Below are 16,061 nucleotides of genomic sequence, written 5' to 3'. Positions count from 1 at the left end.
CTCCCTATAATGCGCCTCCATCGACACGGCGGATGTGAATCACTTCACACAAACAGCTGGTTCGGTTGAAGAGAAAAACCTGAAAATGAGGGTTGACTCTGAAAGAGGAAAGCGTAATATACGCCACCTCGCGACAGAGCGCTAAAGCGCGTCGCAACTGCTCTTTAACAATTTATCAGACAATCTGTGTGGGCACTCGAAGATACGGATTCTTAACGTCGCAAGACGAAAAATGAATACCAAGTCTCAACGAGTGAACACGTAATTCATTACGAAGTTTAATTCATTGAGCATCAAACTTTTAAATTGAAGAGTTTGATCATGGCTCAGATTGAACGCTGGCGGCAGGCCTAACACATGCAAGTCGAACGGTAGCACAGAGGAGCTTGCTCCTTGGGTGACGAGTGGCGGACGGGTGAGTAATGTCTGGGAAACTGCCCGATGGAGGGGGATAACTACTGGAAACGGTAGCTAATACCGCATAACGTCGCAAGACCAAAGAGGGGGACCTTCGGGCCTCTTGCCATCGGATGTGCCCAGATGGGATTAGCTAGTAGGTGGGGTAACGGCTCACCTAGGCGACGATCCCTAGCTGGTCTGAGAGGATGACCAGCCACACTGGAACTGAGACACGGTCCAGACTCCTACGGGAGGCAGCAGTGGGGAATATTGCACAATGGGCGCAAGCCTGATGCAGCCATGCCGCGTGTATGAAGAAGGCCTTCGGGTTGTAAAGTACTTTCAGCGAGGAGGAAGGCGTTGTGGTTAATAACCGCAGCGATTGACGTTACTCGCAGAAGAAGCACCGGCTAACTCCGTGCCAGCAGCCGCGGTAATACGGAGGGTGCAAGCGTTAATCGGAATTACTGGGCGTAAAGCGCACGCAGGCGGTCTGTCAAGTCGGATGTGAAATCCCCGGGCTCAACCTGGGAACTGCATCCGAAACTGGCAGGCTAGAGTCTTGTAGAGGGGGGTAGAATTCCAGGTGTAGCGGTGAAATGCGTAGAGATCTGGAGGAATACCGGTGGCGAAGGCGGCCCCCTGGACAAAGACTGACGCTCAGGTGCGAAAGCGTGGGGAGCAAACAGGATTAGATACCCTGGTAGTCCACGCCGTAAACGATGTCGACTTGGAGGTTGTGCCCTTGAGGCGTGGCTTCCGGAGCTAACGCGTTAAGTCGACCGCCTGGGGAGTACGGCCGCAAGGTTAAAACTCAAATGAATTGACGGGGGCCCGCACAAGCGGTGGAGCATGTGGTTTAATTCGATGCAACGCGAAGAACCTTACCTACTCTTGACATCCAGAGAACTTAGCAGAGATGCTTTGGTGCCTTCGGGAACTCTGAGACAGGTGCTGCATGGCTGTCGTCAGCTCGTGTTGTGAAATGTTGGGTTAAGTCCCGCAACGAGCGCAACCCTTATCCTTTGTTGCCAGCGGTTAGGCCGGGAACTCAAAGGAGACTGCCAGTGATAAACTGGAGGAAGGTGGGGATGACGTCAAGTCATCATGGCCCTTACGAGTAGGGCTACACACGTGCTACAATGGCATATACAAAGAGAAGCGACCTCGCGAGAGCAAGCGGACCTCATAAAGTATGTCGTAGTCCGGATTGGAGTCTGCAACTCGACTCCATGAAGTCGGAATCGCTAGTAATCGTGGATCAGAATGCCACGGTGAATACGTTCCCGGGCCTTGTACACACCGCCCGTCACACCATGGGAGTGGGTTGCAAAAGAAGTAGGTAGCTTAACCTTCGGGAGGGCGCTTACCACTTTGTGATTCATGACTGGGGTGAAGTCGTAACAAGGTAACCGTAGGGGAACCTGCGGTTGGATCACCTCCTTACCTTAAAGAACCTGCCTTTGTAGTGCTCACACAGATTGTCTGATGAAAAGTAAATAGCAAGGCGTCTTGCGATTGAGACTTCAGTGTCCCCTTCGTCTAGAGGCCCAGGACACCGCCCTTTCACGGCGGTAACAGGGGTTCGAATCCCCTAGGGGACGCCACTTGCTGGTATGTGTGAGTGAAAGTCGCCGACCGAAGTATCTCAAAACTGACTTTCGAGTCACGTTTGAGATATTTGCTCTTTAAAAATCTGGATCAAGCTGAAAATTGAAACGACACACTGTTTCATTTCTCCGTAATAAGAAATGAAAAATGGTGTGTTCGAGTCTCTCAAATTTTTGCAAGTCGATGATGAATCGAAAGAAACATCTTCGGGTTGTGAGGTTAAGCGACTAAGCGTACACGGTGGATGCCCTGGCAGTCAGAGGCGATGAAGGACGTGCTAATCTGCGATAAGCGTCGGTAAGGTGATATGAACCGTTATAACCGGCGATTTCCGAATGGGGAAACCCAGTGTGTTTCGACACACTATCATTACGTGAATACATAGCGTAATGAAGCGAACCGGGGGAACTGAAACATCTAAGTACCCCGAGGAAAAGAAATCAACCGAGATTCCCCCAGTAGCGGCGAGCGAACGGGGAGCAGCCCAGAGTCTGAATCAGCATGTGTGTTAGTGGAAGCGTCTGGAAAGTCGCACGATACAGGGTGAAAGTCCCGTACACAAAAGTGCATGTGTTGTGAACTCGAAGAGTAGGGCGGGACACGTGGTATCCTGTCTGAATATGGGGGGACCATCCTCCAAGGCTAAATACTCCTGACTGACCGATAGTGAACCAGTACCGTGAGGGAAAGGCGAAAAGAACCCCGGCGAGGGGAGTGAAAAAGAACCTGAAACCGTGTACGTACAAGCAGTGGGAGCATCCTTCGGGGTGTGACTGCGTACCTTTTGTATAATGGGTCAGCGACTTATATTCTGTAGCAAGGTTAACCGAATAGGGGAGCCGAAGGGAAACCGAGTCTTAACTGGGCGTTAAGTTGCAGGGTATAGACCCGAAACCCGGTGATCTAGCCATGGGCAGGTTGAAGGTTGGGTAACACTAACTGGAGGACCGAACCGACTAATGTTGAAAAATTAGCGGATGACTTGTGGCTGGGGGTGAAAGGCCAATCAAACCGGGAGATAGCTGGTTCTCCCCGAAAGCTATTTAGGTAGCGCCTCGTGAACTCATCTTCGGGGGTAGAGCACTGTTTCGGCTAGGGGGTCATCCCGACTTACCAACCCGATGCAAACTGCGAATACCGAAGAATGTTATCACGGGAGACACACGGCGGGTGCTAACGTCCGTCGTGAAGAGGGAAACAACCCAGACCGCCAGCTAAGGTCCCAAAGTCATGGTTAAGTGGGAAACGATGTGGGAAGGCACAGACAGCCAGGATGTTGGCTTAGAAGCAGCCATCATTTAAAGAAAGCGTAATAGCTCACTGGTCGAGTCGGCCTGCGCGGAAGATGTAACGGGGCTAAACCATGCACCGAAGCTGCGGCAGCGACACTATGTGTTGTTGGGTAGGGGAGCGTTCTGTAAGCCGTTGAAGGTGTATCGTGAGGTATGCTGGAGGTATCAGAAGTGCGAATGCTGACATAAGTAACGATAATGCGGGTGAAAAACCCGCACGCCGGAAGACCAAGGGTTCCTGTCCAACGTTAATCGGGGCAGGGTGAGTCGACCCCTAAGGCGAGGCCGAAAGGCGTAGTCGATGGGAAACAGGTTAATATTCCTGTACTTGGTGTTACTGCGAAGGGGGGACGGAGAAGGCTATGTTAGCCGGGCGACGGTTGTCCCGGTTTAAGCATGTAGGCGGAGGTTTCAGGTAAATCCGGTACCTTATTAACGCTGAGGTGTGATGACGAGGCACTACGGTGCTGAAGTAACAAATGCCCTGCTTCCAGGAAAAGCCTCTAAGCATCAGGTAACACGAAATCGTACCCCAAACCGACACAGGTGGTCAGGTAGAGAATACCAAGGCGCTTGAGAGAACTCGGGTGAAGGAACTAGGCAAAATGGTGCCGTAACTTCGGGAGAAGGCACGCTGATATGTAGGTGAAGTGATTTACTCATGGAGCTGAAATCAGTCGAAGATACCAGCTGGCTGCAACTGTTTATTAAAAACACAGCACTGTGCAAACACGAAAGTGGACGTATACGGTGTGACGCCTGCCCGGTGCCGGAAGGTTAATTGATGGGGTTATCCGTAAGGAGAAGCTCTTGATCGAAGCCCCGGTAAACGGCGGCCGTAACTATAACGGTCCTAAGGTAGCGAAATTCCTTGTCGGGTAAGTTCCGACCTGCACGAATGGCGTAATGATGGCCAGGCTGTCTCCACCCGAGACTCAGTGAAATTGAACTCGCTGTGAAGATGCAGTGTACCCGCGGCAAGACGGAAAGACCCCGTGAACCTTTACTATAGCTTGACACTGAACACTGGTCCTTGATGTGTAGGATAGGTGGGAGGCTTTGAAGTGTGGACGCCAGTCTGCATGGAGCCATCCTTGAAATACCACCCTTTAATGGCTGGTGTTCTAACGTAGACCCGTAATCCGGGTTGCGGACAGTGTCTGGTGGGTAGTTTGACTGGGGCGGTCTCCTCCTAAAGAGTAACGGAGGAGCACGAAGGTTAGCTAATCCTGGTCGGACATCAGGAGGTTAGTGCAAAGGCATAAGCTAGCTTGACTGCGAGAGTGACGGCTCGAGCAGGTGCGAAAGCAGGTCTTAGTGATCCGGTGGTTCTGAATGGAAGGGCCATCGCTCAACGGATAAAAGGTACTCCGGGGATAACAGGCTGATACCGCCCAAGAGTTCATATCGACGGCGGTGTTTGGCACCTCGATGTCGGCTCATCACATCCTGGGGCTGAAGTAGGTCCCAAGGGTATGGCTGTTCGCCATTTAAAGTGGTACGCGAGCTGGGTTTAGAACGTCGTGAGACAGTTCGGTCCCTATCTGCCGTGGGCGCTGGAGAATTGAGGGGGGCTGCTCCTAGTACGAGAGGACCGGAGTGGACGCATCACTGGTGTTCGGGTTGTCATGCCAATGGCATTGCCCGGTAGCTAAATGCGGAAGAGATAAGTGCTGAAAGCATCTAAGCACGAAACTTGCCCCGAGATGAGTTCTCCCTGACTCCTTGAGAGTCCTGAAGGAACGTTGAAGACGACGACGTTGATAGGTCGGGTGTGTAAGTGTAGCGATACATTGAGCTAACCGATACTAATGAACCGTGAGGCTTAACCTTACAACGCCGAAGATGTTTTGGCGAAGAGACATCGACATTCAGCTTGATTACAGATGACATCGACATGCCCGGGAGGTGTGTTGATAAACAGAATTTGCCTGGCGGCTGTAGCGCGGTGGTCCCACCTGACCCCATGCCGAACTCAGAAGTGAAACGCCGTAGCGCCGATGGTAGTGTGGGGTCTCCCCATGCGAGAGTAGGGAACTGCCAGGCATCAAATAAAAGCGAAAGGCTCAGTCGAAAGACTGGGCCTTTTGTTTTATCTGTTGTCTGTCGGTGAGCGCTCTCCTGAGGAGGACAAATCCGCCGGGAGCGGATTTGAACGTTGCGCAGCAACGGCCCGGAGGGTGGCGGGCAGGACGCCCGCCATAAACTGCCAGGCATTAATTTAGTGAAGAAGCCCATCCTGACGGATGGGCTTTTTTGCGTCTGTGCGGAATGAAAACCGCCGGATGCGGCGTGCCGCCTTATCCGGCCTGCAGGGGCCGGGCTGAACGTATTTTGTAGGCCTGATAAGCGCAGCGCATCAGGCACATCACAACACCGCACCATCGGGTGCAAAGCTATATCCTGAGCCTCCATAACACAAGCCATCCTGCGGTATATGCAGTAAACCCCCAATCTGAATTTTCTGTATTACCTCCCGAAAATATCAGGATCGCCTGCGACAGTTACGTGTACCTTTATCTATAAGTAAGGGGCTATCCGGAGAATAAAGTGTTCGGAAAAATGGTATTAAACTACATGCCAGGGCTAAAAAATTTATTAGCGTACGATAAAAGCTGGCTAAAACATGATGTTAAAGCCGGGTTATCCGTTGCTGCCGTAGCACTACCGGTTGCGATTGCTTACGCTGAGTTGGCGGGAGTCGGGGCTATCGTCGGGTTATATTCCTGCGTTTTGCCAATGCTAGCTTATGCGCTGTTTGGTTCTTCCCGCCAATTGATTGTTGGCCCTGATGCCACGACCTGCGCGGTAATTGCAGCCGTTGTAGTTCCTCTTTCTGCCGGAAACCCAGAACTTCACTGGCAGTTGACAATTGTCATGACTGTGATGATGGGGGGATGGTGCCTGCTTGCCAGTAAATTTCGCCTGGGCGCGCTTGCTGACTTGCTTTCGCACCCCATTCTAACGGGCTTGCTTAACGGGGTTGCCGTGACGATTATTGTCGGGCAACTCGGTAAGGTATTGGGGATTACGCTTGATGAAGAGCAAGTGATTGAGAAGATCATTGCCCTGCCTGGCCGACTCTCAGAAATTCATTTATTAACCTTAGGGATCTCCATCCTAACGTTAGCGATTTTAATAGCTATCAAGACGTTTCGTAGCCAATGGCCAGCACCGTTGATTGCTATTGTGATAACAACGGCGCTGGTATGGATTACATCTGCGCAGCAGTATGGGATTGCCACTATTGGGGGATCGGGCTTTCAGTCTGGTTTGCCCGTCGTTCACTGGGGATCGTTTCAGCCTGGTCTGGCGCGTGATTTATTGATCCCTGCGCTGAACCTGGCGTTAGTCAGTTTTGTTAGCCTGATGCTAACCGCTCGCAGTTTTGCCGCAAAAAACGGATACGAAATAAATGCTGATGCTGAGTTCAGGGCTTTGGGTGTCGCGAATCTAATGTCTGGCTTATCTCAGGGGTTTGCGATTAGCGGAGCCGATTCCCGGACTGCGGTAAATGATTCCTCTGGAGGGAAAAGCCAGCTTGTTTCCGTTGTTGCTGCCTTAATCATCGGAATCGTCGTGGTATTTTTCACGCAGCCATTACAATTTATTCCGGTATCTGCATTAGGCATTGTTCTAATTTATGCATCGTGGTCATTAATTGATTTACGCGGACTCTGGAACCTGAGGCGAAGAAATAAACCCGCATTTCGCCTGGCGTTCTTCACCTTTGGCTGTGTTCTGATTATTGGTGTTATTCAGGGGATTGGCCTTGCGGTATTGTTGGGTCTGTTGCAGTTCCTGCGCACAGTTTTCCGTCCTACTGAACACTTATTGGGAATTGACGAAAATGGGATGATTCACTCATTAGGTAATACAACCGATGTGAAAATGATCCCTGGCGTGTTGATGTACCGGTTTAACTCACCGCTGACCTATTTTAATGTGGCCTATTTTAAGCGCCGCGTTTTGAATTTAGTCGATGGTGCAGTACTACAACCTAAATGGGTGGTCATTGACGCCGTTTCTTGCTTTACCTATTCAGATATCAGCGTCCTGGCAACCATTAATGAGTTAAAACGGGACCTGAAGGGGCGGAAGATTAAGTTAATTCTTGCGGGCCGGAAAACGGAGTTAACACGCTGGTTTAAGGAGAGTCGACCGACAATGAAAGACGACGACATGATTCTGGCACCAGACCTTTATTTGGCGCTCCGGTTCATTCAAAGCAAAGAAAGCATGAGTGAGGATGAATCTGGCGTTGTTGAATAAAGCAGATTTAGGTAAATGATCAGGCTGGATGGAAGGTGCCTGTGGCGATGAACATGCCCTGGCACCCATTTTGCTAAAGGGCGATCAGCATCCGCGCGGGGACGGTGAGATCCCCGGCAGAGTATTGATACCGACATGCTACCTGAAATAGAGACAGCGTGACTGTTGTTAACCTTACGCTATGAATGCGACAAATCGCTTAAATGCTTTCCTTCCCATTGCTGGCTTCGAGCTCCCGAATCAGGCGCTTGTTGATCTTACCGACGCTGGTTTTGGGAATATCCGGGACTATCCTTATCTGTCGTGGGATCGCCCATTTAGTGATGTGGCCGCGGTCGACGAATCCTTGCAGATGTGCCGCTATGGCCTGCGGCTCCAGGTCTTCTCCTTCCTTGCAAACTACCAGAGCCAGGGGGCGTTCGCCCCACTGTTCATCAGGTATCCCGACGACGGCTACCGACCTGACCGCCGCGTGTGAGCTGATGAGGCTCTCCAGCTCCAGCGTGCTTATCCACTCACCGCCCGTCTTGATTACGTCTTTGATGCGATCCTTTATTTCCACTATCCCATGGGGATCGATGGAGGCAATGTCGCCGGTATGCAGCCAACTGCCATTCCATAGCTCAGCTCCTTTCTCGGGTTCCTTCAGGTAGCCCTGAGTCAGCCAAGGGGCTCGCACCACTATTTCACCCAGGGCTTCGCCGTCGTGCACTACCTCCCGACCTTCGCCATCGACGATACGCAGATCCACCAACGGAACAGGCAGGCCGGTCCGAATCCGCAGGGGTAACTGCTCATCCATGGGAAGGGCCAGCTCGGCATCGCTTAAGTGGGTCATACAGAGCAGGGGACAGGTTTCAGACATACCATAGCCAGCGTGAATGCGTATGCCCTTATGGTGGGCCTGTGTCGCCAGTCCAAGGGACAGTGAACTGCCACCCAGCAACATCTTCCATCCCGACAGATCGGTCCGTGTGGCTTCGTCGCACTCGAGGATCATTTGCAAGATGGTTGGCACACAGTGCGAGAAGGTTACACCCTCATCGTGATAGAACCGCACCAGCTTGTTGGGTTCGTAACGACCGGGGTAGACCTGCTTCACACCCAGCATTGTTGCGACATAGGGAGCGCCCCAGGCGTGCACGTGAAACATAGGAGTGATCGGCATGTAGACATCGTTCGATCGTAGCAGCGACTGTCCCTCGTGGGCTGCCAGGAGGCCCAGCTCATTGAGCGTGTGCAGGACCAGCTGACGATGGCTGAAGTAGACCCCCTTGGGATTGCCCGTGGTTCCAGTGGTGTAGAACAAGGTCGCTACCGAGTTTTCATCGAAGTCGGGGAAGTCAAAGCGATTTCCCGCTGCGGCCAGAAGGGTCTCATATTCCCCCAGCACCGGCAGGCTGGTTGCCTTCGATTCTTCGTCGCTAAGCTGGATGTATCCCCGGACAGTGGTCAGTGTCTCTGCCAGTGACTCGACAACCGGCAAGAAGTCGTCGTGCACCAGTACCAGGTTGTCCTCGGCATGATTCATGGTGTAAGCGATTTGGTCCGCCGAGAAGCGGACGTTCACCGTGTGTAGCACAGCACCAATCATAGGCACCGCGAAGAAGCACTCGAGGGCGCGATGGCTGTCCCAATCTAGCAGGGCGACGGTGTCTCCAGGCATGACACCGGCCGCTGTCAGCATGTTTGCCAGGCGATGGATGCGCTGTTTGAGGGTGCGATAGTCGTAACGCAGCTTGTCGGCGTAGACGATTTCTCGCTCGGGATGAGAACGCCCACCCGACAGCAGCAAGCTCTTGATCAGCAGCGGATAGGCATGGGCTCCCTGCGCTGACTGTATGACTCTTGTTTTCACCATCCAGGTTCCTCGTTGACTCATTATTTGCTCGGTATGATGGCAATTGTAGATGAAGGTTGGTATTTACTCCCTGGCGTTTGCTTCAGATGTCGAGGCGGCGCACCAACTCCAGCCCCTGGGGATGAATGTGCGTATCCTACAACGCCATCTGGAAGAGGGGGGTGACCTTCAGCGAGCTTATCAATGAAGTGCGGCGCGACCTGGCGCTCCCGCAACAGTATTGTGCCCAAGGTTGTTCAGATAAATTACTCAAATCTGGCCTATGGATAAGCACGCCAGACAAAGAGGTGTGCCTGATACCGCTATATTTTTTGCAGTACCATCGTGGTTCCAGTGAAAGGTTTAAGTGTCGTGATGAGGTGGGGTAGGAGTTGCTGTGGTCAGAACGATAAGAAATCTCGCGGAGCCCAGAAAGCAAAAAACCCGCCATAGGCGGGTTCTTCTAAATAGTGGTGCCCGGACTCGGAATCGAACCAAGGACACGGGGATTTTCAATCCCCTGCTCTACCGACTGAGCTATCCGGGCAACGGGGCGCATTAAACCGTATTCACGTCTGTCAGTCAATCAAATTTCTGGAAACATTGTTCAACCGCTTAATATTGCGGCAATCTGCATGGTTATGCCTGAAGTTTGCACAAATATTTCCGACAGAGGCGACGAAAACAGATAATGCTCGCTTAGGTCAGCGCACCGCCCATTCGGCACTGGGCAAAGCGCAGGATATCTTCAGCCAGGCGGTGTGCCGTTTCGACATCAGCATGACTACGATTAACCAGCATGCGGCTCAGGCAGCCTTCCAGCACCAGTTCCATCTGTTTGGCGACCATTGCCGGGTCGTCAACTTCCAGCGTCGTCAGCAGCTCATGGGTGAAGTCATGTGCCGCCTTTTTTTGCTGATCGGCTAACTGATGGATCGGATGCCCGGGATCGGGGTAAAACGTACAGGCGGCGATGAACAGACAGCCGGGATAGCGATTATTGCTCACGCATTCGGACAGCGCAGTGTAGCGCGCCAGTAATTTCTGCTCAGCGCTCAGCGTGTCATCCAGCAAAAGCTGACGCCGCCAGATATCCACCCGCTGGCTGAGGTAGCGTAGCGCATCGTACAGAATGGCCTCTTTATCGGGCCAAAAGCGCTGCAGTTCATCCAGAGGATAATCGATGCGTTCGGCCACCATTTCCAGCGTGGTATTGGCTATCCCTTGCACCTCAAGTAATTTCAGGGCTTCTCCCAGGACATCTTCACGTTGCACGGTATTCTCCTCCGTATTTCCTGTTGCAAGTGTCGCTCACGGTTGGCGATCGCGCAAATGTGCGCTGAAGGTCGCGGCATCCATAAAGCCCGTAACCCGAGCTTCCGGGTGCTCTTTCCCCTCGGCATCAAAGAACAAGATAGTCGGCAAACCTAAAACCTGTAGATGTTTCAGGAGAGCGACATCCTGGGCATTATTTGCTGTCACATCCGCCTGCAATAGCACCGTGTTGCCTAGCGCTTGCTGAACCTGCGGATTACTGAACGTGTACTTTTCAAATTCCTTACAGGCTACACACCAGTCGGCATACAGATCCAGCATGACTGGCCTGCCTTTAGCTTGCGCCAGTGCTTGATTTAATGCATCTACCGATGCCACCGGTGTGAAGTTAAGATGTGCCTGGGTTTGAGCATGTGGCGCGCCGAACGCCCAGTCCTGCAATGGACGTACACTGACAAGCGCTGCGGCTAACAGGACAATCTGCACGATACGCATCCAGGCGTGCTTTGCCTGTAGGCTGGTGATGAACGCCCAGCCAAAGAACGCGACGCCTAGCAGTGACCATAAGCGAACGCCCCACTCGTCGCCAACGATACGTTCGAGTAAGAAGACGGGAAGCGCCAGAATGACAAAGCCAAAAGCGGTTTTGACATGTACCATCCATGGGCCACTTTTAGGCAGCAAGCGGTTGCCAAATACGGTAATCAGCATCAGGGGTAATCCCATCCCCAACGCATACAGATACAGTGTGCCGCCTCCCAGCCACATGTTCCCGCTCTGAGCGATATACAGCAAAATCGCGCTTAGCGGGGCCGTTGTGCAAGGAGAACAGATGAGGCCAGCAATCGCCCCCATCGCAAAGACGCTGCCGGGAGATCCGCCTTGCTGGCGGTTACTCATTAGCGTGAGGCGCGTTTGCAGTGATGAAGGCAGTTGCAGCGTGAACAAGCCAAACATCGACAGAGCCAGCAGCGTAAAGATGACGGTAAGGCCAATCAGGACGTAGGGATGCTGAAGCGCAGCCTGGAACTGCAAACCGGCGGCTGCAACAACCAAACCTAGCGCGGTATAGGTGAGCGCCATCCCTTGAACGTAGATAAACGTCAGCAGCAGTGCCCGTCCGGTTGATAAGCGCTGCTTGCCACCCAGTACGATACCGGAAATCAATGGATACATCGGCAGTACGCAAGGCGTAAACGCGATACCAATTCCGATCAGCAATGCCCACAGTGCGGAGAAGGGGAGTTGGGCCGTGGGCTGTGGTTTCTCTTGCGGATCTGCAGTGGCTGGGGCTGGCGCAGGGGCGGCCGCGGAATCAGCAGACACTTCACTTAATGGCACCGTTTTTGTTTCTGGCGGATAGCAAAATCCAGCGTCGGCGCAGCCCTGGTATGTGATCGTTAATGTTGCGCCAGACTTAGCCTGATTGACCGTGATCGGGACAGTCAGCTGTTTACGGTAAATCTCACTTTTGCCGTAAAACTCATCTTCATGCCAGACGCCTGGCGGCAGTTTTACCTCAGCAATATCGGCCTGAGATGGCGTAATGCTTATCTGTTTGCGATACAGATAGTAGCCATCTTTAACCTGCCATGTGAGGTTCAGATCGTGTTGGTTTTGCTGAAAATCAAAAACAAACGCCCGATCGGCAGGAACAAACTGCGAGCGGCCAGGCGCGTCAAATAATCCGGCAAAGGTAGATGTGCTGCACAGCAGCAGGATCAGCGTAAGGATGCGTTGAGCCATGAGCGGTAATCAAAGTCTCCGTGAGTGACGGGTAAAACCAGAAGTTCAGACGTTTGATACGGATGATGTGACTTCAGGCAATCGAGAAGGGCTTGCTGGTGTGTGACGGTGGTTTTTAAAATCATCTGGACTTCATATTCCTGTTCCAGTTTGCCTTCCCAATAGTAGAGGGAGGTCGCACCGGGTAGCAGGGTCACGCAAGCAGCCAGCTTTTCCGCCAGCACTTTGGCGGCGAGATCCTGGGCGGTTGCTTCATCCGGGGCGGTACAGAGCACCACAACGGTATCGGGGATGGAAATATCCTGACTCTTTACATCAAGCATAAACACCTCGAAAGAACAGAGTAACCAGCAAAAGAATGGTCACTATACAACGGACGAGGGAAGGATGTTAGTTAAAGCGGGGTGGGGAGGAGGAACTGCAGGGCGCCCAGGCACCCTGCAGGAAAAACTTACAGCATGAAGCTGCCCAGCAAGAAGCCGAAGCAGACAGCCAGAACCACACCCAGAGTACCCGGGATGAAGAACGGATGGTTAAAGACGAATTTACCAATGCGAGTTGTACCGGTGTCATCCATCTGAACTGCCGCAACCAGAGTTGGGTAGGTTGGCAGAATGAACAGGCCAGAAACCGCGGCGAAAGACGCAACAGCAGTCAGTGGGGAAACGTTCAGAGCCAGAGCCATCGGCATCAGTGCTTTAGCGGTTGCAGCCTGAGAGTACAGCAGTGCAGAAGCAAAGAAGAAGATGACAGCCAGCAGCCACGGATGACCCTGAATTACGCTACCTGCAGTATCTTTGATCCAGTCAATGTTGTGAGATACGAAGGTATCACCCAGCCATGCAACACCCAGGATACAAATACAGGCGCTCATACCGGCTTTGAAAGTGCTGGAGTTCAGGATGGAGTCAGTTTCAACGCGGCAGATGATCGTGGTCAGCGTCGCGATGCTCAGCATGATGATCAGGATTGCGTTGGTGGTGTTCATCAGCGGTTTAGCGACCAGACCGAGGCTTGGGCTGTTGACGATCGCATATACGACGACACAAACCACGCCCAGCAGGAACAACCAAACAGAAGTTTTTGCGCCCGCTTTGATTTCAACTTGTCTTTCACCACGCAGTTCAACCAGGCCTTCTTCCAGACGCTTACGATAAATCGGATCGTCAGACAGTTTGGAGTTGAACAGTGCAGTTACCAGGAAGGACATGACCAGAACAGCCAGCAGGGTGGACGGAATGACCACGGACAGCAGGTGAATGTAGCTGATGCCATGACCTTCCATTACGGAAGACATGTAAACCACGGCTGCGGAGATTGGAGACGCCGTAATCGCAATCTGTGCAGAAACCACTGCAGTAGAGAGCGGACGGCAAGGTTTGATCCCTTGTTCTTTCGCAACTTCAGCGATAACTGGCAGCGTTGCCAGAGAGATGTTGCCGGTACCTGCGAAGATAGTCAGGAAATAGGTCACGATAGGTGCAAGGATCGTGATGTATTTCGGGTTTTTACGCAGCAGTTTTTCAGTTTGATGAACCAGATAGTCCAGACCACCTGCAATCTGCATAGCTGAAATGGCAGCGATAACCGCCATGATGATGGAAATAACATCGAACGGGATATTACCGGGTTTTACGCCGATAGCGGCGAGAACCAGAACACCCAGCCCACCTGCAAATCCAATACCGATACCCCCAAGTCTGGCACCTAAAAAGATTGCCAGCAAAACGATGATAAGTTCTAAAACTATCATATTAGCCTTCCTTGTTGTTTAACAAGTTGATATTAAATTGTTGTTTTTAAGTAACTTCGAGTAAGAAAAAAGGCACGTCATCATGACGTGCCTTCTCCGGTACTACCCTACACGATTACTGTTCGCTTTCATCAGTATAACGTTTTGCTTTATAAGCAGGGTGCATCAGGTTCTGTGCAGAGAAGATATCGTCCAGTTCAGACTCGGTCAACAGACCGCGCTCCAGGACAACTTCACGTACGCTCTTACCGGTTTCGGCACAAATTTTACCGACGATGTCGCCGTTGTGGTGACCAATGAACGGGTTGAGGTAAGTAACGATGCCGATGGAGTTGAATACAAACGCTTCACAGATTTCTTTGTTAGCAGTGATACCACTAACGCATTTTTCCAGCAGGTTGTAGCAAGCATTGCTCAGAATGTGAATGGATTCAAACATTGCCTGACCAATGACCGGCTCCATTACGTTCAGCTGCAGCTGACCAGCTTCAGATGCCATGGTTACAGTGATGTCGTTACCGATGACTTTGAAGCACACCTGGTTTACGACTTCCGGAACAACCGGGTTCACTTTAGCTGGCATGATAGAAGAACCAGCCTGCAGTTCCGGCAGGTTGATCTCGTTCAGACCCGCACGCGGACCAGAGGAGAGCAAACGCAGGTCGTTACAGATTTTGGACATCTTCACAGCCAGACGTTTCAGTGCGCCGTGCACCATAACGTATGCGCCACAGTCAGAAGTTGCTTCAATCAGGTCTTCTGCCGGAACACAGGCGAAGCCGGTGACTTCAGCCAGTTTCTGTACTGCCAGCGGAGAGTACTCTTTCGGCGTGTTCAGACCAGTACCGATTGCTGTCGCGCCGAGGTTAACTTCCAGCAGCAGCTCAGCGGTACGGCTAATGTTTTTCACTTCTTCTTTCAACAGTACGCTAAAAGCATGGAATTCCTGACCGAGGGTCATCGGTACAGCATCCTGCAGCTGGGTACGACCCATTTTCAGGATGTCCTGGAATTCAACAGCTTTTTTCTCGAAGCCTTCGCGCAGCTGGTTCAGTGCATCAACCAGTTTGATGATGGATGCGTATACAGCGATACGGAAGCCAGTTGGGTATGCGTCGTTGGTAGACTGACATTTGTTAACGTGGTCGTTCGGGTTCAGGTACTGATATTCACCTTTCTGGTGACCCATCAGTTCCAGACCGATATTGGCCAGAACTTCGTTGGTGTTCATGTTGACGGAGGTACCCGCACCACCCTGGTAAACGTCTACCGGGAACTGATCCATGCATTTTCCGTTATTCAGGACTTCATCACACGCCGCGATGATGGCATTTGCCACACTCTTAGGAATGGTTTGCAGCTCTTTGTTGGCCATAGCCGCTGCCTTTTTAACCATTACCATACCGCGAACAAATTCAGGAATATCGCTGATTTTGTTGTTGCTAATGTAGAAGTTTTCAATCGCTCTCAGAGTGTGGACACCGTAGTAGGCGTCCGCTGGAACTTCCCTGGTACCCAACAAGTCTTCTTCGATACGAATGTTGTTTAACATGTGAACCTTCTTTTTCAAGCTGCCAATGATTTGACTAAACACACAGGATATATGTGATTTCGATTGTTTCTCGACCGACGATTATCCCCTGCATCGGTCTGATACCCGAGATCATATGCTGGTTCAGGATTTCTACCGTAATCTGGATCACTTAAAGCGTGGAATTTACCCCTTATTTATTATTCTGTGAAATGGATCACCCCTTTGTGATTAACCCCAAATATTAGTGTACAAGCCACTTGAAATTTTGCTAACCACCACAATATCAAATCGATGCGATTAACATAATTTTTCGAACAGAAGTTGAACAAAACGGCTGTT

Annotated in this window: 7 protein-coding genes, 2 tRNA genes and 3 rRNA genes; 5 read left to right on the top strand and 7 right to left on the bottom strand. The window is 51.7% G+C overall.

Features of this window, described 5'->3' with window-relative positions; all coding sequences use genetic code 11:
* The first annotated feature begins 303 nt into the window (after positions 1-303).
* From C2U43_RS23450 to C2U43_RS23430, 5 genes are all read left to right on the top strand, one after another.
* Positions 304-1,845, top strand: a 16S ribosomal RNA gene (locus C2U43_RS23450).
* A gap of 85 nt (positions 1,846-1,930) precedes the next feature.
* Positions 1,931-2,006, top strand: a tRNA-Glu gene (locus tag C2U43_RS23445).
* A gap of 221 nt (positions 2,007-2,227) precedes the next feature.
* A 23S ribosomal RNA gene (locus C2U43_RS23440) occupies positions 2,228-5,135 on the top strand.
* Between the two features lie 97 nt (positions 5,136-5,232).
* Positions 5,233-5,348 (top strand): 5S ribosomal RNA (gene rrf / locus C2U43_RS23435).
* Together the 16S, 23S and 5S rRNA genes with 1 tRNA gene alongside form the textbook arrangement of a ribosomal RNA operon.
* Positions 5,349-5,852: 504 nt before the next feature.
* On the top strand, positions 5,853-7,574 hold the full coding sequence (locus tag C2U43_RS23430; RefSeq protein ID WP_103285866.1) for a SulP family inorganic anion transporter: 1,722 nt from the start codon (positions 5,853-5,855) through the stop codon (positions 7,572-7,574).
* A 199-nt stretch (positions 7,575-7,773) separates the two neighbouring features.
* Here the strand turns inward: C2U43_RS23430 and C2U43_RS23425 are convergent, their stop codons facing one another.
* The 7 genes from C2U43_RS23425 to aspA all read right to left on the bottom strand — a co-directional run bounded on the left by C2U43_RS23425 (position 7,774) and on the right by aspA (position 15,740).
* Positions 7,774-9,435 carry a fatty acid--CoA ligase gene (locus C2U43_RS23425; protein WP_103285865.1) on the bottom strand — a complete coding sequence of 554 codons (1,662 nt, stop codon included), beginning with the start codon at positions 9,433-9,435 and terminating at the stop codon, positions 7,774-7,776.
* Positions 9,436-9,885: 450 nt separating this feature from the next.
* A tRNA-Phe gene (locus C2U43_RS23420) sits at positions 9,886-9,961 on the bottom strand.
* A 152-nt stretch (positions 9,962-10,113) separates the two neighbouring features.
* Entirely contained in the window at positions 10,114-10,689 is a 576-nt protein-coding gene (locus C2U43_RS23415; protein WP_008785982.1) for a transcriptional regulator, read from the bottom strand.
* A 36-nt stretch (positions 10,690-10,725) separates the two neighbouring features.
* Positions 10,726-12,435 (bottom strand): protein-disulfide reductase DsbD, encoded by a 1,710-nt coding sequence (locus C2U43_RS23410; RefSeq protein ID WP_103285864.1) that lies wholly within the window; start codon positions 12,433-12,435, stop codon positions 10,726-10,728.
* Positions 12,411-12,758, bottom strand: a complete 348-nt coding sequence (gene cutA, locus C2U43_RS23405) for a divalent cation tolerance protein CutA (RefSeq protein WP_103285863.1) — start codon at positions 12,756-12,758, stop codon at positions 12,411-12,413. Before cutA ends, C2U43_RS23410 begins: the two co-directional genes overlap by 25 nt.
* A 128-nt stretch (positions 12,759-12,886) precedes the next feature.
* A complete protein-coding gene (gene dcuA / locus C2U43_RS23400; protein WP_003830670.1) occupies positions 12,887-14,188 on the bottom strand; it encodes an anaerobic C4-dicarboxylate transporter DcuA in 1,302 nt (433 codons plus the stop codon).
* Between the two features lie 115 nt (positions 14,189-14,303).
* A complete protein-coding gene (aspA, locus tag C2U43_RS23395) occupies positions 14,304-15,740 on the bottom strand; it encodes an aspartate ammonia-lyase (RefSeq protein ID WP_103285862.1) in 1,437 nt (478 codons plus the stop codon).
* Positions 15,741-16,061: the final 321 nt, after the last annotated feature.

This window comes from Citrobacter freundii complex sp. CFNIH9 (assembly GCF_002903305.1).
In the GTDB taxonomy this organism is placed as follows: domain Bacteria; phylum Pseudomonadota; class Gammaproteobacteria; order Enterobacterales; family Enterobacteriaceae; genus Citrobacter; species Citrobacter portucalensis.
Note: the sequence above shows the minus strand (reverse complement) of the source record. Positions and strands in the feature narration are given on the sequence as shown.

Coding starts and splice junctions, on each gene's coding strand:
- C2U43_RS23425 (WP_103285865.1), bottom strand. CDS start 9,435: ATGGTGAAAACAAGAGTCATACAGTCAGCGCAGGGAGCCCATGCCTAT.
- dcuA (WP_003830670.1), bottom strand. CDS start 14,188: ATGATAGTTTTAGAACTTATCATCGTTTTGCTGGCAATCTTTTTAGGT.
- aspA (WP_103285862.1), bottom strand. CDS start 15,740: ATGTTAAACAACATTCGTATCGAAGAAGACTTGTTGGGTACCAGGGAA.
- C2U43_RS23410 (WP_103285864.1), bottom strand. CDS start 12,435: ATGGCTCAACGCATCCTTACGCTGATCCTGCTGCTGTGCAGCACATCT.
- cutA (WP_103285863.1), bottom strand. CDS start 12,758: ATGCTTGATGTAAAGAGTCAGGATATTTCCATCCCCGATACCGTTGTG.